Source organism: Kosakonia sp. MUSA4 (genome assembly GCF_013085925.1).
GTDB lineage: Bacteria > Pseudomonadota > Gammaproteobacteria > Enterobacterales > Enterobacteriaceae > Kosakonia > Kosakonia sacchari_B.
The window spans coordinates 2,335,516-2,354,522 of record NZ_CP025697.1 but is presented as its reverse complement, the minus strand read 5'-3'; the positions used below and the strand labels follow the sequence as shown (position 1 = coordinate 2,354,522).

16 protein-coding genes, 2 pseudogenes and 1 riboswitch are annotated in these 19,007 nt (G+C 56.0%); of the genes and pseudogenes, 4 read left to right on the top strand and 14 right to left on the bottom strand.

Going from position 1 to position 19,007, the window contains the following annotated elements; all coding sequences use genetic code 11:
• Window positions 1-4: 4 nt before the first annotated feature.
• Window positions 5-1,405, top strand: coding sequence for a PLP-dependent aminotransferase family protein (locus C0557_RS11270; protein ID WP_208658495.1), 1,401 nt, complete (start codon window positions 5-7; stop codon window positions 1,403-1,405).
• 186 nt (window positions 1,406-1,591) lie between these two features.
• On the opposite strand, the gene C0557_RS11265 is transcribed toward C0557_RS11270, so the two are convergent.
• From C0557_RS11265 to sad, 10 genes and pseudogenes are all read right to left on the bottom strand, one after another.
• Complete coding sequence (locus C0557_RS11265; RefSeq protein WP_208658494.1) at window positions 1,592-2,506, bottom strand: bestrophin family protein; 915 nt, start codon at window positions 2,504-2,506, stop codon at window positions 1,592-1,594.
• A 234-nt stretch (window positions 2,507-2,740) separates the two neighbouring features.
• On the bottom strand, window positions 2,741-4,192 hold the full coding sequence (locus C0557_RS11260) for a tagaturonate reductase (RefSeq protein WP_208658493.1): 1,452 nt from the start codon (window positions 4,190-4,192) through the stop codon (window positions 2,741-2,743).
• 116 nt (window positions 4,193-4,308) lie between these two features.
• Window positions 4,309-4,440: pseudogene (locus C0557_RS27430) on the bottom strand (GNAT family N-acetyltransferase); the annotation flags it as partial.
• 153 nt (window positions 4,441-4,593) lie between these two features.
• A complete protein-coding gene (locus C0557_RS11255; protein ID WP_208658492.1) occupies window positions 4,594-5,562 on the bottom strand; it encodes a sensor domain-containing diguanylate cyclase in 969 nt (322 codons plus the stop codon).
• A 104-nt stretch (window positions 5,563-5,666) separates the two neighbouring features.
• On the bottom strand, window positions 5,667-6,659 hold the full coding sequence (locus tag C0557_RS11250) for a sensor domain-containing diguanylate cyclase (RefSeq protein WP_074779412.1): 993 nt from the start codon (window positions 6,657-6,659) through the stop codon (window positions 5,667-5,669).
• 174 nt (window positions 6,660-6,833) lie between these two features.
• Entirely contained in the window at window positions 6,834-8,282 is a 1,449-nt protein-coding gene (locus C0557_RS11245) for a GGDEF domain-containing protein (RefSeq protein ID WP_208658491.1), read from the bottom strand.
• 73 nt (window positions 8,283-8,355) lie between these two features.
• A complete protein-coding gene (locus C0557_RS11240) occupies window positions 8,356-8,718 on the bottom strand; it encodes a DUF4186 domain-containing protein (protein WP_208658490.1) in 363 nt (120 codons plus the stop codon).
• The gene (glsB, locus tag C0557_RS11235; RefSeq protein WP_371813265.1) at window positions 8,718-9,632 is read right to left on the bottom strand and encodes a glutaminase B; all 915 of its coding nucleotides are present in this window, start codon (window positions 9,630-9,632) and stop codon (window positions 8,718-8,720) included. Before glsB ends, C0557_RS11240 begins: the two co-directional genes overlap by 1 nt.
• Window positions 9,633-9,705: 73 nt before the next feature.
• Window positions 9,706-11,295: a methyl-accepting chemotaxis protein gene (locus tag C0557_RS11230; RefSeq protein WP_208658488.1), complete on the bottom strand. Its 1,590-nt coding sequence runs from the start codon at window positions 11,293-11,295 to the stop codon at window positions 9,706-9,708.
• Window positions 11,296-11,395: 100 nt separating this feature from the next.
• Window positions 11,396-12,784 carry a succinate-semialdehyde dehydrogenase gene (gene sad / locus C0557_RS11225; RefSeq protein WP_208658487.1) on the bottom strand — a complete coding sequence of 463 codons (1,389 nt, stop codon included), beginning with the start codon at window positions 12,782-12,784 and terminating at the stop codon, window positions 11,396-11,398.
• Between the two features lie 104 nt (window positions 12,785-12,888).
• On the opposite strand from sad, the gene C0557_RS11220 reads away from it, so the two are divergent.
• The 3 genes from C0557_RS11220 (at window position 12,889) to C0557_RS11210 (ending at window position 15,774) form a co-directional block, all read left to right on the top strand.
• Complete coding sequence (locus tag C0557_RS11220; protein WP_074779400.1) at window positions 12,889-13,758, top strand: LysR family transcriptional regulator; 870 nt, start codon at window positions 12,889-12,891, stop codon at window positions 13,756-13,758.
• Window positions 13,759-13,999: 241 nt separating this feature from the next.
• Window positions 14,000-14,653, top strand: a complete 654-nt coding sequence (locus tag C0557_RS11215; RefSeq protein WP_208658486.1) for a hydrolase — start codon at window positions 14,000-14,002, stop codon at window positions 14,651-14,653.
• Between the two features lie 248 nt (window positions 14,654-14,901).
• A complete protein-coding gene (locus C0557_RS11210; RefSeq protein WP_208658485.1) occupies window positions 14,902-15,774 on the top strand; it encodes a LysR family transcriptional regulator in 873 nt (290 codons plus the stop codon).
• A gap of 93 nt (window positions 15,775-15,867) precedes the next feature.
• On the opposite strand, the pseudogene crcB reads toward C0557_RS11210, so the two are convergent.
• From crcB to C0557_RS11190, 4 genes and pseudogenes are all read right to left on the bottom strand, one after another.
• Window positions 15,868-16,164, bottom strand: a pseudogene (crcB, locus tag C0557_RS11205) (fluoride efflux transporter CrcB); the annotation flags it as partial.
• 5 nt (window positions 16,165-16,169) lie between these two features.
• The gene (gene eno / locus C0557_RS11200) at window positions 16,170-17,459 is read right to left on the bottom strand and encodes a phosphopyruvate hydratase (protein WP_208658484.1); all 1,290 of its coding nucleotides are present in this window, start codon (window positions 17,457-17,459) and stop codon (window positions 16,170-16,172) included.
• Window positions 17,460-17,475: 16 nt separating this feature from the next.
• Window positions 17,476-17,901, bottom strand: coding sequence for a universal stress protein (locus C0557_RS11195; RefSeq protein WP_074779391.1), 426 nt, complete (start codon window positions 17,899-17,901; stop codon window positions 17,476-17,478).
• A complete protein-coding gene (locus C0557_RS11190) occupies window positions 17,898-18,806 on the bottom strand; it encodes a DHHA2 domain-containing protein (protein ID WP_208658483.1) in 909 nt (302 codons plus the stop codon). The genes C0557_RS11195 and C0557_RS11190 overlap by 4 nt, the downstream gene beginning before the upstream one ends.
• Window positions 18,807-18,883: 77 nt before the next feature.
• Window positions 18,884-18,952, bottom strand: a riboswitch (Fluoride riboswitch).
• Window positions 18,953-19,007: the final 55 nt, after the last annotated feature.

The following is a 19,007-nucleotide window of genomic DNA, read 5'->3' as shown; positions in this document are numbered from 1 at the left end:
GGACATGAAGCCGGGCTATAAGAGCATTTATGAGCAGTATCGGCACAGCATTGTCAGCGGGTTATTAAAGCCTGGCGACAAAGTTCCCTCCGTGCGCGTGCTGGCCAGCGAATTAGGCGTGGCGCGTAAAACCGTCGAAACTGCATGGGCGATTCTGGTCGGCGAAGGTTACCTGATAAGCCAGGGCGCGCGCGGTACGCGGGTGAACCCGGATCTGATTCTTCCGGCGCAGAAACCGGCTTCAAAGCAACCGGTTGGCGAAGAAAAACCGCCCGCCATGACGGACGTGTTGCGCGACCAGCAAGGATTTTTGCGCCTCGGCATTCCGTCGCTGGATGCCTTTCCCTACAAGAAATGGCTGCTGCTGTGCGGCAAAGCGGTGCGCTCCATGCAGCCGCTGGAGATGACTAATCCCCCGCTGGCGGGCTATGCGCCGCTGCGTGAAGCCATCGCCCATTATGTGAATGTCTCGCGCGGGTTATCCTGCACCGCAGAGCAAGTGTTTATTACCAGCGGTTACAGCAATAACCTGCGCTTGATCCTCAATACGCTGGCGACAGACCGTGACAAAGTGCTGTTCGAAGATCCTGGTTACTTTTTTGGTCAGCAGGCGCTGAAACGCGCCGCCGCCAACCTGCACTTTGTGCCGGTTGATGATCAAGGTATCAATGTCGATTATTTACTGCGTTATCACCATGATGCTCGCCTGCTATTTGTGACACCGTCACATCAAAGCCCGCTTGCGGTCACGTTGTCGCTGCCGCGCAAACATCAGTTGCTGAAGTGGGCCAGCCAGAATGGGAGTTGGATCGTCGAGGATGATTATGACGGCGAGTTTCACTATACCCGGAAAGTCCTTCCGGCGATGAAGAGCCTCGATAGTGATGATCGGGTCATCTATATGGGGACATTCAGCAAGACAGTGATGCCCGCTCTGCGCATTAGCTACCTTGTGTTACCCCGCGCCGCGCTCGCCCGTTTCCATGAAACCGCAGCGCTGACCGAAAGTGGCCAGCCGGTACTGACACAAAAAATTCTCGCCGCCTTTCTTGGCGAAGGCCACTTTTATCAACATCTGAAAAAAATGCGTACGCTCTACTCGCAGCGCAGAAAGAACGTGCTGACCGCGCTGGAGAACATTTATCCGCACCTGTTCAGCGTGGAAGTCAGCGATGGCGGCATGCATATTATCGCGTTTTTACGCACCAGCACGCAGGATGTGGCGCTGGCGGAGATCTGGCAGCGGCATGAATTGCAGGTCAGCCCGCTGTCGCGCTGGTATAACCAGACCAGCAAGCGCTACGGCCTGATTATTGGCTATACCAATGTGCGTTCGTATGCGGAAGCAGAAGCGTTATTGCAGCGCCCGGCTATAGAAACACGGGCGCTGCTTGGCGGGCAGTAGAAGTTCAGGGCAAACTACTCACGAAGGAGAGATCCCACGCCGTAGCGAGAAGAGATAAGCTGACAACCAACATTACGGCCAGCGATATCGTTCTGTCTGAGTTTTCCATCGCGCGTCCCTCTTTATGCTGAGTAATGTCATTAAAGCGAAAAATGCGTAATGTGTCTTACTCTGACATCTGAAAGTTTAGGTCAGCTGATAATTTTTGTCTGCGGTCATTTTGTGCGGTAGCGTTTTTTCGCCCTGCATCTGTAGCAGATCGATCTCGATAGCGTTGCAAATCGCATCCAGCGGCAGATCGTTATCTTCGACGCCAAACGGCTCTTCCAGCTCTTCCGCCAGCGTATCCAGCGAGATAAAGGTGTAAGAGATAAGCACAGAAACAAACGGTGTCATGTAGTGCAAATCCACCACCAGCGCAAACGGCAGCATAATGCAGAACAGATAGACCGTGCGGTGCAGAATCAGTGAATAAGCAAAAGGCAGCGGCGTGGTAAAAATACGCTCGCAGCCGGAAAGTACCACGGACATATCATGCAGCCGCTGCATAATGCTCTGGAATAAGATGTCGGAAAGCGCCCCCTGCACACGACGCTCGCCCAGCCACTCCGCCATGATCAGCAGGATGCGGTTCGCGGGCGAATGCGCCTCCAGCACCACCTGCAACTCTTGAGCGGTTAAATATTTCGCCAGCGTTTCCGCCTGCGGTTTACGCCGCAGCGTCATGCGCAGACTGTGGGCAAAGGCCACCTGAAGACGAATAAAGTGCGTAATACCGCTTTCATTCGGTAGCGTGGTTTTCACTTCCCGCAGCAGTGAGCGCGAGGCAATCATCAATTGTCCCCACAGTAAACGCGCTTCGCTGTAGCGCGAATAACAGGCGTTATTACGAAAACCGAGGAAGATAGCGATAGCAACGCCGAGAATGCTGAATGGTGCGACGGTCAGTTTGATGCCTAGTGAGGTATACCAGGGAAGCATCAACACCACAAAGATGGAGAGCAGGAAGTTCATGAAGAGACGTGAACTGATTTTCGGCAGAACCGAACCGTGCCAGACGAAAAGACGGGGAAGCCAGTGTTGTTGTGGTCGAACGATCATTATTTGGTTGCAGGTAAAGGAGAGCGCTGCGCTATTAAACGTGATCGCAATCACAGTTGCAAGTTTGCTAAGGAATTGTGACGAAGAATCAATCTGACCGACGATAACTGGCACAGAAGTTACTGAAACCTGTTATACAACTCTAAATAAGTATGTTGTAACTAAAATGAGTATGGAACATGCGGCATAAAAAAACCCGGCCGCAGCCGGGTTTTCCTGTTCAGCGTTTGCCGCTTAGCACAGCGGTTTTACCGCTTCACGCATGCCACGCAGCAGAATCGCATCCAGATCCAGCGACACCTGTTCCACCAGACCTGTGATTTTGCTCAGATCCTGTTCCCAGTGTTCGCTGACGGACAACACGGCTTTCACCAGTTCGCTGGTGCTGATCTGGCGATCGCCATGCTGGCTCCACAGTTGCTGGTAGAGTTCGATCCAGTGCGCATCATCCTGTACCGGATACGGCTGGCCGTTACGCTCACCGCGGTAGAATGCAATCAGCGCAGCAAGGGCGAAAGTCAGACGCGCAGGCAGTTTGCCCGTTGCTTTCTGCCCTGCCAGCAGCTGCGGCAGAATACGGGTCCGGAATTTGGTCATACCGTTCAGCGCAATCGACAGCAACTGATGCTTGATGTACGGGTTGCGGAAACGCCCGGTCACGGCGCTGGCGAACGACTCCAGCTCATCGCGCGGCAGATCGAGCACCGGAATGATCTCGTCATAAATCGCTTTTTCAACAAACGCGCAGATTTCGCTGTCGTTCATCGCTTCGCCAACGGTATCCAGACCGGCCTGGAATGCCACCGGTACCAGCGCGGTATGCGCGCCGTTGAGGATCGCCACTTTACGCTCTTTGTACGGCTTAATGTCGTCAACAATCAGGACGTTAAGTGGCAGTTTGTCGAGACGCAGTTCGGAGGCCAGTGATTTCGGCCCCTGGATCACGAACAGATAGAAGTGCTCTGCGGTGTCGAGGAAACTGTCGCGATAGCCCAGCTCGGCTTCCAGTTTCGCCACTTCGTCACGTGGATAACCGGTTACGATACGGTCTACCAGCGTGGAGCAGAAATCGTTCGCCGCATCCAGCCACTGGATGAATTCTGCGCCCAGCGCCCACTCCTGCGCATAACGCAGTACCAGTTCACGCAGCGCGTCGCCGTTGTAATCAATCAGTTCACACGGAATGATCACCCAGCCTTTATCGGCCGCGCCAGAGAAGTGGCTGAAACGTTCGAACAGCAGACGGGTCAGTTTTGCCGGATAGCTGACGGCCGGCGCATCGTCGAATTTATCACCCGCATGATAGCTGATACCGGCTTCCGTGGTGTTGGAGAACACAAAACGGATATTCGGGTTGTGTGCCAGTTTCAGGAACTCATCGTACTGACCATAAACACTGATTTCGCGGTTAACAGAGCGGATAAGACGCGCATCACTCACCGCTTCGCCCTGCTCGTTCAGGCCGCGAATAATCGTGGTATAAAGGCCATCCTGCGTGCTCAGAGACGGCGGGAAATCACTCTGGATCGGGCGAACGACCACCACACCGGCGTCAAGGTCGGTGTGCTCGTTCAGCAGATCGATTTGCCAGTCAACAAAAGCGCGCAAGAAATTCCCTTCGCCGAACTGAATAATGCGTTCAGGGTATTCCGCGCCGGGAAAGTTGCGACGGTTTAATGTGTTCACAGTGGGTTCCTTTTTTGATTAGTCATACAACCTTGGGAGATTGGTGTAATAACTTATCAGACTTTTAGACCATGAAACCCTGTTTTGATCAAAATGGGCCGTCTTATTAGACCGAATTAGATAAACTTGTAAAAAATTGTCGTACCCGTCACATTTCCGTCCGGCATCAGCGCATAGCGCGGGATTTCACCGGCGCGCTGCCAGTCAGATTATTGGTAGAAAGGTTCTGTGCCGCTGCCGATGAAGGTCCGTTTTCCAGCACCTCGCAAAGGGAATCACCAGGGGAGTGAGCGTCTCGCTCGGACAAGGATAAGTGGTTATTTTAATTCCTTGTAAAACAACCACTCTCTTATTTGCCTGTCTGCAGCATACGTGCCGCAGCACCAGGTTTTTGTGATGGCTTAGCGGGCGCGGTTGTTATGCGTTTTCATGGCGTACATTTTCTGATCCGCGTCTTTAATCCACGGGTGCAGCCCGCCATTGCCGTTGTGATCAAACTCGCTCACGCCCCATGAGAAGTGCAGCTTCCATGCTTTTCCGGAAGTCTGGTTCCACGCCTCCACCTGTTCGACCAGATGCTGCATAGCGATCCACGCCCCCTGCTCGTCGGTATCGGAAAAGACAATGGCGAATTCGTCACCGCCATAACGCACCCGCAGATCGGCTTCACGCAGGCTGGCGGTCATCACCGAAGACATCGCTTTCAGCGCTTCATCGCCCTCGGCATGTCCCCAGGTATCATTAATCTCTTTGAAGTTATCCAGATCGATCCACGCCAGCGTTAGCGGCTCTGCCCGGCGGCGCGCACCGTAAATGGCAAACTTCGCCAGGCTGTCGAAACCACGGCGGTTAAACAACCCGGTTAGCTCATCGGTGGTGGCCGCACTCATCACCGCAAATTCATCTTCGACGATGGAGGCGAAATCTTTCAGGCTATCCAGATCCACATTGCTTAATTCGCGCGGCTCTTTGTCAATAAGACAAAACGATCCCACCACCGCGCCATCCGGCAGGTGCAAAGGATGCCCGGCATAGAAACGGATATGCGCCTCACCGGTGACCAACGGGTTGCCGGAAAAACGCTCGTCGAGGGTAGCATCAGGAATAATCATCGGCTCAGCGCAGAGGATCGCGTGGCCGCAGAAGGAGATTTTGCGCGGCAGCGTATCTTTCGGGAAACCGTCACTGGATTTGAAGTGCATAGTCTCTTCGTCAATCAGCGTAATCAGTGCCGCCCGCACGCCGAACATTCGCTTTGCCAGCCGGGTCAGGCGGTCAAGGCGCTCGGTGACGCCGCTGTCCAGCAGTCCGGAATCACGCAGAGACGCCAGACGTTTATCTTCATCAGCGGGGATAGCAGGTATTTTCATAGGATGCCGATCTCATCATTTACAGGCTGTTTCCGCAAAGGCATGAAAAAACGATCGTTCAATCGCGGGATACAGCATTAAGCTTAGCCTATTCAGCACGTTTGTCAGTGGGAGTAGATCTGGTTTTTACCCAGTCTTTTTGCCTGGTACAGCGCATCATCCGCCGCTTTTAACCAGTCAGTTACGTCATTCATGCCCGGAAGCGCGCTGGCAATACCAATGCTTAAAGTGCATTTAAAGGCATATTCCTGCACGACTGTCATCACGGCCGCCGCATCCATAATACGCGTTGCGACGGCATGCGCCTCCTCCTGTGGAGTGTCCGGCAAGAGGATCACAAACTCATCGCCGCCCAGCCGCGCGGGCGTATCTGTTTTGCGGGTGGCGATATGCAAAATCTTCGACACCGCCACCAGCAGGGCATCGCCGACCTTGTGACCAAACCGGTCATTGACCTCTTTGAAGTTGTCAATATCGATAAACATCAATGACGAGTGGCCCGGCGCGGTGCGCAATTTGTCCAGCTCATACTGGATACGCTTTTCCAGCAGGCGGCGGTTCGCGATATCGAGCAGCGGATCCATCATCGCGATGCGCTCCAGTTCGCGGCTTTTCATTCGCAGTTTCACCGCCATGCTGTCGGTCAGTACGCTGAGCGCCAGCATATAAATGCCAATCAGCGGCAATGTGGCGAACATCGTGCGCTGGGTGACCAGCACATCGAACGGGGTACCAAGCGCAATCCAGCTCAGCATAAATACCGCCAGCAGCGCCAGCGCCGCTTTGCGCATCAGAACAAAACCGCCCGCTGATAAACGATCGGTAAGCAGAATGGTGGCAATCACCACTGACGGCAGCGGATTCACCGCCATCAGCGCGATCCACAAACCGCCCGCGCCCGCATCGATCACCAGGTTCTGGTGCTCAATTTGCAGCGGCAGTTGCGCTTTACGCGCGCGCAGGAAAGCAATTGTCGGCCAGAGAAAGGCATTCGCAGCGAGGAGAAGAATACACCACAGCGGGCGCTGTAATTCGAGCAGAACGGAAAGAATAGGGAAAAAGCACAGCAGTGTTCCCAGAATACGCATCAGATACATTCGCCTGACAAAACCACTGCCAGCAACACGCTCATTTTTATTCAAATTGTCTGACCCGATTATGTCGCGTTACATTCCGCTACGTACAGGAGTCAATAGTATTAACCTTAAAAATGAGTAGCAAGCAATTTAATAAGTTAAGGATATTAATTGCTTCTGGCATCAATTGCGGAGTTAATTATCAAGCTGCACTGGCGCGGTCGCGGAAGGTTTCGCCGCCACATCGCTCCGGGTCGTGCGATTTCGACCCTGTTTTTTCGACCGGTAGAGGTTTTCATCAGCGGTCGCCAGCAGCGCATTAAACCTCTCCGTTAACTGCCAGGCATCGGTTTTGCCGCTGCTGATGCCAATACTGACCGTCAAATGCAGTGTCTGCTGCCGCCACTGGAAGGGATGATTCGCCACCGAAAGGCGCAGCGTTTCAGCCAGTTGCACACCCTCTTGCGGATCAAGGGTGGTTGCCACCACCACAAATTCTTCGCCGCCCATGCGCGCCACCACCCCGCGATCGCCCAACACCCGCTGGATCTGCTGCGCAAAGGAGGCCAGAACCTGGTCGCCGCACTCATGTCCGTAGCTGTCATTCACGCTTTTAAAATAGTCGATATCCAGCAGCATCACCGATAAATGCTTATCGGCAAAGCGTTTGTCATCGTGGTTCAGCGCTTCATACAACCCCGAACGTGAATAAACGCAGGTGAGAAAATCGAAATCCGCGCGCAGAGAGACCTGGCGCATCAGGCGATTAATCGCTTCGACGCTGACGGAGACAATCACCGGGCAGATCGCCATGGTGGCAATCCCCAGGCGCGCAGAGAGCATATGCGGGATCTCCATCGGCGAGGCGATCGAGATATCAATCACACTGCTGGAGACGAGGATAATTTCCACGCCGCCGGTCAACAGCGTGATCAACGAGGTAAACGGCAGGGAATAGCGTACCGCGCACCAGATCAACGCCGGTAGGGGAAACGCCAGGCTGCCCGCCCCGCCGATCGCCACCGACGCAATCACCGAGACGACAACGGCGACAACCGGCATGCCCCGTCGCAGGGAGAAGTGCAGCGGCTTGCGCGGCCAGCTCATGGTCAGCACCCCCGGCAGGATCAGCACGCCGGTGGAAAACTGTTCGCCAAACCAGTCGGCCAGCAACGGCCAGAAACCCTGGCCGTTAATGCCGACCGACCCTATCGCGCCGAAGAAACCGCACAGCAGCGCGGCCAGCAGGCAATAACCAAACAGCATCAGGGCACTGCCCGGCTCCGGCGTCTTAATCATCTGGCGTCGTTTTGCGCCAATAAGCTGCGCCATGGTGATGATAAACACCATGTTTGAGAAGTTGATGACAAGCGACGCTATGCCCCAACTGGTGGTGATCGCATCGTAAACCAGCATCGCGGCGTAGCTAATAAGATAGTAATGCCAGCGGTGGAGAAAAGCGTAGCGGGCAAACACCCCGGCCATCACCGCATTGAGCGGCCAGAACAGCGACAGCTCTTCGACCAGGCGCATCATCGCGCCGAGAAAATAGAACAGTGTGGTCAGGATAAAAATAACGACCGCGTTAGTGAGCGGAGCCTCCTCCCGCAACGGGCGGAAAGGGGTTGAAAAAAATGCACGCATCAAATCTCAATCCATATCACTGGCAGAAGCCACGTTCGATAAATCGTTTAATCCCCTGCGGGAGGCGCCGTACTTAGCGCGGCGAATTCATCTGGATAACCAGCCACTGGTAAATGACGTCAACAATATACTGTTGTTGCGTTTCTGTTAATGGGTAACCGCGCGCGATATGGTGCCACTTCTCCAGACAACCGCGACAGCAGGTAGCCGTTGCGTGCTGGGCAATAAACACCGGATGGCCACGCATGGGTGTCTGTTTGCCATCGTTTTGCGGTTCAGCGGGTGACAGCCGCTGCGCGACGAAATCTGCCGCATGGCGGGCAATCACCTCCGCGCCTTTATCCACACAATATTGTCGCTCTTTCACACCCAGGCGAAACCGGGAGCGAAAAGTGGAACGCTCCAGACGCGCAAACAGCGGTGCTAAATCAGCCATCAGTACACGGATCTCCCCAGTTGTTGCGTTAACGCCTCCAGCACGGCGACACCGGCCAGCGAGTTTCCCGTGGCATCCAGCTCCGGGCTCCAGACGGCAATCACCATCTCTTGCGGCACAACTGCCACGATCCCGCCGCCCACGCCTGACTTCGCCGGTAAGCCGACGCGCCAGGCAAATTCCCCGGCATTCTGATACATGCCGCTGGTCGCCATCAGCGCATTCACCTGACGCGCCTGACGCGCGGAAACCACCGGGGATGCGATGTGCGCGGCATGGCCGCCATTGGCGAGAAACAGGAAGGTTTGTGCCAGCTCCGCACAGCTCATTTTGAGTGCGCAGTAGTGGAAATAGTTCTGTAAAACCGTCGGGACATCGTTATGGAAGTTGCCGAAGGATTTCATCAGCCAGGCGATGGCGTTATTGCGCGCCGAGTGTTCCAGCTCGGAGCGGGCCACCGCGCTGTCGTAGGCGATATCCGGCACGCCGGAGAGTTTGCGCACCACTTCCAGCATCCGCTGGCGCGGCGCGCTGAGACGGCTTTGCAGCATGTCGCAGACCACCAGCGCCCCGGCGTTGATAAACGGGTTGCGCGGTTTGCCCTGCTCCATCTCCAGTTGCACCAGCGAATTAAACGGCTGGCCGGAGGGATCTTTACCCACCCGCTGCCAGATCTCCTCTTCCGCGTAGTGGTTCATCGCCACCACCAGACTCAGCACTTTAGAGATCGACTGAATGGAGAAACGCTCGTCGGCATCCCCCGCGCGGAAATGTTCGCCGTTAACGGTGCTGACCGCCACGCCCAGCTTGTTGCCGCTGATCGAGGCCAGCGCCGGAATATAATCGGCGACCTTACCTTGTCCCAGCAGCGGACGAACCTGCGCAAGCACCGCTTCCAGAACCTCATTTCCCATCACCGTTGCCACGTTAACCCCTTGCCCACAGGCCAAAAATGGCCTGCGAGTATAGCAGAGCTACCCGGCGGCGTCAGGCCGGAAGACGAAAACGCGCAACCGCTTGCAGTAGCTGGTGAGAGTCATGATGCAACTGCTCAGAAGCCTGGGTGGCGGTCGAAACCAGTTCATCGGTGCGGCGGGACACGCTGTTCAGTGAGTGCAGGCGGCGTGTCATCTTGTGAATGCTTTCGCCCTGGCTCAGCGTGGCGGCCGATATTTCGCTCAGCACCGCGCTTAAATGCGCCACCAGCCCGGTCACCTTTTGCAGGTTATCTTCCAGCCGGCTGACGGCAGCGGTGCCGTCGTTAATGCCCTGCAATGAGTGGTTGATCAGTTGCTGAATGGTTTGCGTGGAGTGGCTGCTTTTGCGCGCCAGCAGCCCGACTTCTTTCGCCACTACCGCAAAACCGCGGCCGTGATTACCGGCGTGCGCCGCTTCAATCGCGGCATTCAGCGCCAGAATATTGGTCTGGAAAGCGACACCATCGATCAGCGACACAATATTGCGCATCTCTGCCGAGCGTTCGACGATTTCGCGCATCGACTGTGTCACTGTATCCATCATCCGATCGCCGCCTTCCGCCACTTTGCGCGCTTCATCCGCCTGCTGACGGGCCTGCTCGGCAAAACCGCTGTTGCCCTCAACATGCGACTCCAGCGTGGCGATATGTTCCGTCACATCGGTCAGCTCTTGCGCCTGTTTCGCCGACTGTTGATACAGCGACTGGTTGCCTTCCGCCAGGCTGCCAATGGTCTCAACCATTGAAGAGGTGGCATCACTGACCTGCATCACCAGCTGTTGCAGCCCCTGCTGCATCGTGCCGATGCTCATGCCCAGTTGATCGATTTCGCGGTTAAAACGCTGGACCGATGGCAACGGCGTCCCCAAATCCCCGGCGGCAAGCACATTGATATGCGCAATCAGCCTGCGCAGCGGCGTAATAACCCAACGCGACATGGCAAACCACACCAGCACGGCAATCACCAGCAGCAATGCGGGAACCAGCATGAAGACATGTTGCAACTGCGCAAGCGTTGACATCAGCGCCTGTCTGCCCTGCTCCGCGCGCGTTTCGCTGGCCTGCTGGAAGCGGGCGTAATTGTCGTTAAAATCGGCCTGAAACGCCTGCGCCGGTACGGCGAAAAACGCGTCGATCGACTGGGTTTTTACCAGCCCGTCCGCCTGCTCTTTCAGCGCGCCATAAAACATCTGGTAGCTGTTAATCAGCCCTTCGTCTTTCGGTGGATTGAGCGCCAGCCAGGCCTGCCAGGCTTTTTGCGAATCGTCGAGCGCTTTTTTGGTTTCATCCATCAGGCTGTGCCAGCTGCCATCCGAGCCGGTCTCTTTATCCTGCATAAAATAGACGCCCGCGCGGTTCAGCAGATCGCTGGCGGTCAGCAATGCGATGCGGGCTTCATCGACCCGTACCTGTTGCAGATGCGCCTGCTGGTTCCGTTGTTCGCTGGTTTGTGTGTCGCGTAACGACGCGGAAAGGACGATGGATGAGGTGATTTGTAGCGCGGAAAAGAGACCGATGATACAAAAAATTCCGGCCAACAAACCAAACTGTCGTGGAGCAATACGCCGAAAAATACGGCGAAAAATTTGCGTTAAGTTCATGATATTCTTCTATAACCACAAGGTTGCTGTGAGTCTACAAAAGGATCATGACACTCCCATGACAGCCAGAGGTGACGCGCCCCGCCGGGGCGCGTTTACCTTACAGCCGGTCTTTCCACACGGTCTGGATGTTGCAAAATTCATGCAGACCGAAGTGTGACAGCTCGCGACCAAAACCGCTCTTCTTCACGCCGCCAAAGGCCACGCGGGCATCGCTGGCGCTGAAGCCATTGATAAACACGCCGCCGCACTCCAGACGTTCAGCAAACTGCTGCGCCTGCGCAGAATCCGCGGTAAAGACCGTGGCCGACAAACCGAAATCACTGTCATTCGCCAGTTGCAGCGCATGCTCCGCATCGCGGGCAATACTGATGGCGGCGACCGGGCCAAACAGCTCCTGGCGGAAAGCCGTCATCTCTGGCGTCACCTGCGTCAGTACCGTGGCCGGGTAATAATTGCCGCTGCCCGGCACTTTTTCCCCACCGAGCACCAGCTTCGCGCCCTCTTTTATACTGGCCTGTACCTGCGCATGCAGTTCATCGCGCAGATCAAAACGCGCCATCGGGCCAAGGTAGTTCTCTTCGACATCCGGCGCGCCCTGTTTCAGCGCCGCAGCCGCGGCAACGAATTTCTCGGTGAACGTCTGCGCAATGCCCTCTTCAACGATAAAGCGTTTGGCCGCCGCACAAACCTGTCCGGTGTTCTGATAACGCCCGGCCACCGCCGCTTTCACCGCCAGATCCACATCGGCATCGTTGAGCACAATAAAGGGATCGGAGCCGCCGAGTTCCAGCACACATTTTTTCAGCGCCGCACCGGCCTGGGCACCAATTGCCGCTCCGGCGCGAACGCTGCCGGTCACGGTGACGGCAGCGATGCGCGGATCGTTAATTGCCTGGCTTACGCCCTCATTGGTGGCATTCACCCAGCCAAACACCCCTTGCGGGAGCCCGACCTGCACGAAAATCTCCGCTATCAATTGCGCGCATCCCAGCACGTTCGGCGCATGTTTCAGCAGGTAGCTGTTGCCTGCCAGCAAAATCGGCACCGCACCGCGCAACACTTGCCACAGCGGGAAGTTCCACGGCATAACCGCCAGAATCGGCCCCAGCGGACGATACTCAATCGTGGCGCGATTCTCTTCCACCAGCGTCGCTTCGCTGCCGAGCATCGCCGGGCCATGATCGGCATACCAGTCGCACAGCGCGGCGGATTTATTCACTTCGCCGCGTGCCTGCAAAATGGGTTTGCCCATCTCCTGGCTCATCATCTGCGCCATCTCTTCACCCCGCGCTCTGAGCGCTGCGCCGAGATCGCGTAGTGTTTGCGCACGCTCAGCAACGGCGACCTGCCGCCACTGACGATAACCGCTGGCTGCCAGTTCAAGCGCGGCATCCACCTCTTCACTGCTCGCCCACGGCGTTGCGCGCAGGGTTTCCCCGGTGGCCGGATTGACTGAAATCGCATGTGTTGTCGCGGAAATTGACATAACGTCTCCCATAAAAGTGTTCAGGACTTGCGCAATAGTGGCCGAGTTTGCTATTTCTGAAAACTGAATAATATTAACTCCAGTATTCACAATGAGAGAATGGTATGGACTTAACACAGCTTGAGATGTTTAACGCGGTGGCGCAGACCGGCAGCATTACCCAGGCGGCGCAAAAGGTGCATCGCGTGCCGTCCAACCTCACCACGCGCATTCGCCAGTTGGAGTCCGATCTTGGCGTCGATCTGTTCATCCGTGAGAACCAGCGCCTGCGGCTTTCGCCCGCCGGACACAGTTTTTTGCGTTACAGCCAGCAAATTCTGGCGCTGGTCGATGAAGCGCGCATGGTGGTAGCAGGCGACGAACCGCAAGGGCTGTTCTCACTCGGCGCGCTGGAAAGCACCGCCGCCGTGCGGATTCCGGCGACGCTGGCGCAGTATAACCAGCGCTACCCGCGCATTCAGTTTGATCTCGCCACCGGCCCTTCCGGTACGATGATCGAAGGCGTGCTGGAGGGGCAACTCAGCGCCGCGTTTGTTGACGGGCCGATTATGCATCCGGGGCTGGAAGGTATTCCGGTCTACCGCGAAGAGATGATGATCGTCGCCCCGGTCGGCCATGAAACCATTACCCGCGCCTCGCAGGTCAACGGCGCCAGCATTTATGCCTTTCGCGCCAACTGCTCCTACCGCCGCCATTTTGAAAGCTGGTTCCAGGCCGATCGCGCAACACCCGGCAAAATCCATGAGATGGAGTCTTACCACGGCATGCTGGCCTGCGTGATTGCCGGTGCCGGGCTGGCGTTGATACCGCGCAGCATGCTGGAAAGCATGCCTGGCCATCACCAGGTAGAAGCCTGGCCGCTGGCGGAGAACTGGCGCTGGCTCACCACCTGGCTGGTGTGGCGGCGCGGTGCGAAAACCCGCCATCTCGACGCGTTTATTGCATTGCTTAACACCGATTCACAGGATCGATAAGAAAAGCAGATCGCGGCCCCGCAAAACGATCCCGGCATCAAGTTCATCAGCATTTTCATGGTCGATAAAACTGGCGGAGCACTGCTGGTCACGGGCGTGGCGTTCCATTTTATGCAACAGAGTAAGTCGGGAAAGAGCCCTACCGCAGGCTGGGGAGAAGTGCCAGTATCCGAATCAGGTGGTGCCAGAGTGCCCACCTTAAAAACCACATTAACCTTATAACGGTATCAGAGGAGCATGCATGACCTTTCGCAATGGCCTTACTTCGCTTCTTCGCCCTGAAGATTCTGTACTGGTTTTGATTGATCACCAACCTTACCAACTCACCAATCTGAACAGCCACGATCCACACGCGGTGGTCAACAATTCCGCCGCGCTGGCGAAAGCCGCCAGGGTTTTTGGGGTTCCGACAATCCTGACCAGCGTGATTGCCGAACGTGGCGGCCTTATTTTTCCCCAAATCACTGACGTATTCCCCGACCAGGAGGTGATCGATCGGACTTTCATTAATACCTGGGAAGATCCAAAGGTGGTGGATGCCGTTAAGGCAACGGGTCGCAAGCAGCTCATCATCGCGGGCCTGTGGACCGACATTTGTGTCGCGATGCCCGCAATCCAGGCGGCTGGCGAGGGCTGGGATGTGACAGTCATTACTGACGCATCGGGTGCGGTGTCCGTCGAGGCGCATCAGGTGGCCATACTCCGCATGACCGCCGCCGGGGTAAATATGATGACCTGGCTGGCGCTGGCGGCAGAGTGGCAGCGGGACTGGGCCAGGACGGAGAGTGCCGCAGAGCTGAATAAGGTGATCATTCAGCACTCAGCGGGCAGCGGTATTGCCTACTTGTGGGAGCAGCAACTGCTTAGCACCCCGGTTCCGGGCAGCGCAGGTTAAAACGTGGGGCGAAGCCGGGATTACTCCGGCTGCGCCCTGCCGATCGATGGCAACGACCTGTATGGGTTCCCAGTGGCTTCAACATCAGCCTCCTCCCTGAATTTGGCGGCATCACAAGAGCGCCCATTTCCTGCAAGGATGATCGCCGTGAGGCTAAGACGCTCAAAAAATGGACACATCAGTGCTGGCTGACAATAATGGAACACGGCTTTTCCAGGCACGGCAAGACGCAACAGGGGGAACGCTTCATGGACATTGATGATCTGCTCACCTTCGTGGAAGTCGCTGATACGGGAGGTATTTCGCCTGCCGCACGCAGGCTCGGCGTATCCAAATCCATTGTCAGCCGACGGCTCGCCCGGCTTGAAACGGAGCTTAGTACCCAGCTTCTTGCCCGGACAACGCGTGGCGCCGCGCTAACGGAAGCGGGTAGCACGTTTCGGGAATATGCCGCCAGGGCCTGTGCCGAGATTGAGGCAGCAAGGGAAACCCTCCTGCCCACCGGCGATCTTCGTGGCCGTTTGCGGGTGGCCGTATCGCTCTCTTTCGGCCCCGCAGACTTCGCCCCGGTCCTGGCGAGAATGGCGCTAAACCACCCGCGGCTCCATATTCATCTTTCCTTTAGTGACCGGTTCGTTGATCTCATTGCTGAAGGTTTTGATTGTGCCATCCGGGTGGGTTATCTGCCGGATTCCAGCCTGATGGCAAGACGCGTCGGACCCATTTACGGAAAACTCGTGGCGAGCCCGCAGTACATTAAAATGCACGGCGCGCCTGATAATCCCAAAGAGCTGGTCAATCATCATGCTCTGATGCAGGGAACGGAAGCCTGGCAATTTATGGATGGAAAGAAGATTGTGACGGTGAACCCTCAGGGGCGTTTCAAAGCCGACAACGCGACGGCCCTGGCTGCTGCTGCAATCGAAGGGCTCGGCATCGCCTGGCTCCCTGATGGCGTGACCCGCCCCTACGTTGCCTCGGGCGCACTGGTGCCAATAATGACACGCTATCCACCGCCGCCGGCGGGCATCTATGTTGTTCGCCCGCCAGGCCAGCATCCGGCACAGAAAGTCAGAATTCTAACTGACATGCTGATCGCATGTTTTAAGGATCATCAGTAATCGGTCGGCCGTTTTTGCCGGTATAACCTGTACTTTTCGCCTGTAGCCACCAGAAACCGTTGCGATGATTTGACCAGCGCTGCGCTGTAACTTTCATACAAGTAATGTTATCAGGTAAAAACCCGCCGCAGTCATCAGCAGCGACCCCACCACGTGCATCAGTACGGAAGTGAAGGCCCATAAGTAATTTCCCACCTGCAGTAATGTGAAGACTTCCACCGAGAAGGTTGAAAAGGTGGTCAGCCCGCCACACAGACCGGTAACAATCAGCAGTTTCCAGGCAGGATCCAGCTGAGGGTGGCGCATAAAATAGGCCATTGCGGCACCGATAATAAAAGCCCCCAACAGGTTAACCACCAGTGTTCCGGGCGGAAGCGATGGAAAGAAACTTTCGGTCAACCACGGCGAACAAATGCCTTAATACCCGCATAGCGGGCTTCACTGCCCAGTTCCTGCTCAATGCGCATAAGCTGATTGTATTTTTCAATGCGTTCACCGCGACAGGGCGCGCCGGTTTTCAGATGCCCCGCCCGCAGCGCCACCGTCATGTCGGCGATAAACGTGTCCATGGTTTCACCGCTGCGGTGCGAAATAAAAGCGCCCCAGCCGTTTTCATGACACAGCGAAACTGCGTCGAACGTCTCGCTCAGCGTACCAATCTGGTTGAGTTTGATGAGCGCCGCACTGGCCAGGTTTTCTTCAATACCCCGGCGGATATACTTCACATTCGTGACGAAAAGGTCGTCACCGACCAGTTCGGCGCGCTCGCCAAGTTTCTCATACAGATGTTTCCAGCCTGCCCAGTCATCCTCAGCAAGCCCATCTTCAAGCAGGACAATGGGGAACTGGCTCATCAGTTCACCATAATAATCCGTCATCTCTTCAGCGCTCAGGGCGCTGTTTTCGGTGCGAAGATGATATTTCCTGTCACGGTAAAATTCGCTGGACGCCGGGTCCATACAGATACTGATATCTTCCCCCGGCCGGTAGCCGGCTTTCTCAATAGCCTGAACAATGAATTCCAGAGGATCACGGTTCGAGGAGACAGCCGGGGCAAATCCCCCTTCATCACCCACCGCAGCGGAGAGGTGTCGGGACAGAAGGATCTGGCGCAGAGCCTGATAGACCTCACTGCCCTGACGAACGGCCTCAGCCAGCGATGACGCACCGTGCGGCGCTATCATGAATTCCTGAAAATCGGCGCCCTGGCCACGGGCATGAACGCCACCGTTAATAATATTCATGCACGGAACCGGCAGAAGGCTGGCGTTGAGTCCGCCGAGATAGCGGTAAAGTGGCTGACGGGTGACCTGAGCAGCCAGTCTGGCCACCGCCAGCGAAACACCCAGAATGGCATTAGCGCCGAGCCGGCTTTTGTTCTCCGTGCCGTCCAGCTCCCGTATCAGATTATCCAGTCGCCACTGCTCCCGCACATCGGTTCCCCTGACGGCGTCGCAGATTTCTGTCTCCACTGCCTTAACGGCATCACGTACCCCTTTCCCACCGAAGCGCTTTGTATCGCCATCGCGGCGCTCCGTTGCCTCTCTTGAACCGGTACTGGCACCGGACGGTACCGACGCACGCGCCATCTGCCCGTCAGAAGTAAAAGCATCCACCTCAACAGTGGGATTACCGCGAGAGTCAAGAATTTCGCGGGCGGTGACTTTTTCAAGTAGAAAATTCATACAGTTCTCCTGTAGCTCAGTCGTGAATGTGTTTAATCAGAACGTCTACGTTCAGGTGGTTAACGTATTCAGCCGAACGGGACGTCAGTGCTCCCATAAAACGGTTCCGGTGGCCTGCAATCACCAGGTCCACACCGGTGTCGGTGATGCATTTCTGTACATCTTCAAAACGCCGCATGGTGACCAGCTCACGAGCGTCAACATGTTCAGCCACAGAGGACGTCAGCTCACTGAACAGCGCCTTCGCCTGAACAACATCTTTTGATACGGCATCGTCCATCAGTCCGTCCGATACGTAGTTCATTTCCCGATAGTCATTGCAGATATGAGCAAGTGTGATTTTCATTTGCAGCAGACGGGAGAGCGTTGCCGCCAGTGCGAGAAGGGGTACGCCATCCTCTTTCCCCTGAACAAGAACAAGTGCATGTGTGTAGATTTTCATGGCTGTCTCCGGTTTTGACTGAGGAAGTGTTCCAGCCAGGGCAGAAGCTGTTTCTTCCGGCTGACCATGCCCGGTACGCAGCATGGGGCTGTGTTGATACCCTCTGGCCCGGCAAAATAGAGTGAGGAGCAGCATTCATAGATATCGGTCACCATCAACACGATAAGTCCGGCTCCCGTTGTCACCGCCATCTGCGCCATCGCATTTTGCAGTGCATCCTGTACGGGAGTGACCTGGTCAGGTGAACTGATCTCCAGTTGTGCGATACGCACATCCGTACCGGCGAGCGAAAAGGCCTTCAGGTCTTTCTTCAGAAGCTGCTCTGCTGACTGTCCGGTGATGTCGGTTTTGGCTGTCAGGAGCCCACGGGCAAACGCCCTGCGTTTTACCCCCGACAGGACGCAGAGTTCAGTGGCTGTACGGATATCGTCTTCCGTCGTGGTGGGGGAGCGCAGATTAACGGTGTCGCTGAGCAGCGCGCCAAGAAGCAGAATGGCGTGAGTTGGAGGCATCGTGCGGCGCATTTCTGCATCCATCAACAGCCAGAGTACTGTCGCGCTGCTGCCTGCCGGTTTAATCCAGACCTCCGGTGGCAGTTGCGTGACCAGACCGCCCAGCCGGTGATGGTCGATAATCCCGATGATATTGCTCTGAAGAAGGTCAGCAGGCCCCTGTGCCGGTTCGGTAAAATCGACCAGCCATACCTGTTGACCTTTCAGTGGAATATCAAGCAAGGGCGGCAGGGTTAGCCCTGCAGATTCAAAAATATAGCGTGTCTCAGGGTTCGCTTCACCGGGCCGCCAGGCACGGGCGGGACGGTTACACCGGTTGAGCCAGCCCGCCGTCACGGCTGCGGTGCAGATAGCGTCGCTGTCAGGGTTAAGATGGCCAAAAACATTGATCAAAGATGTATCCCCGTTAAGGGAAGTACACAGGCCGGAAGGATTTATCGACGGCCTGACATACCTCCTGAAAATCAAGAGTCATATCAGGCGTCATCAGCCCCGGACGGGGCGGTTGGGAAAGGTGGAACGCCATCACCTTGCAAGCAGTATAAGTCAGAAAAAGAAAGCTGTCAGTCGCCATTTTGGCTGGTTAATATTTAT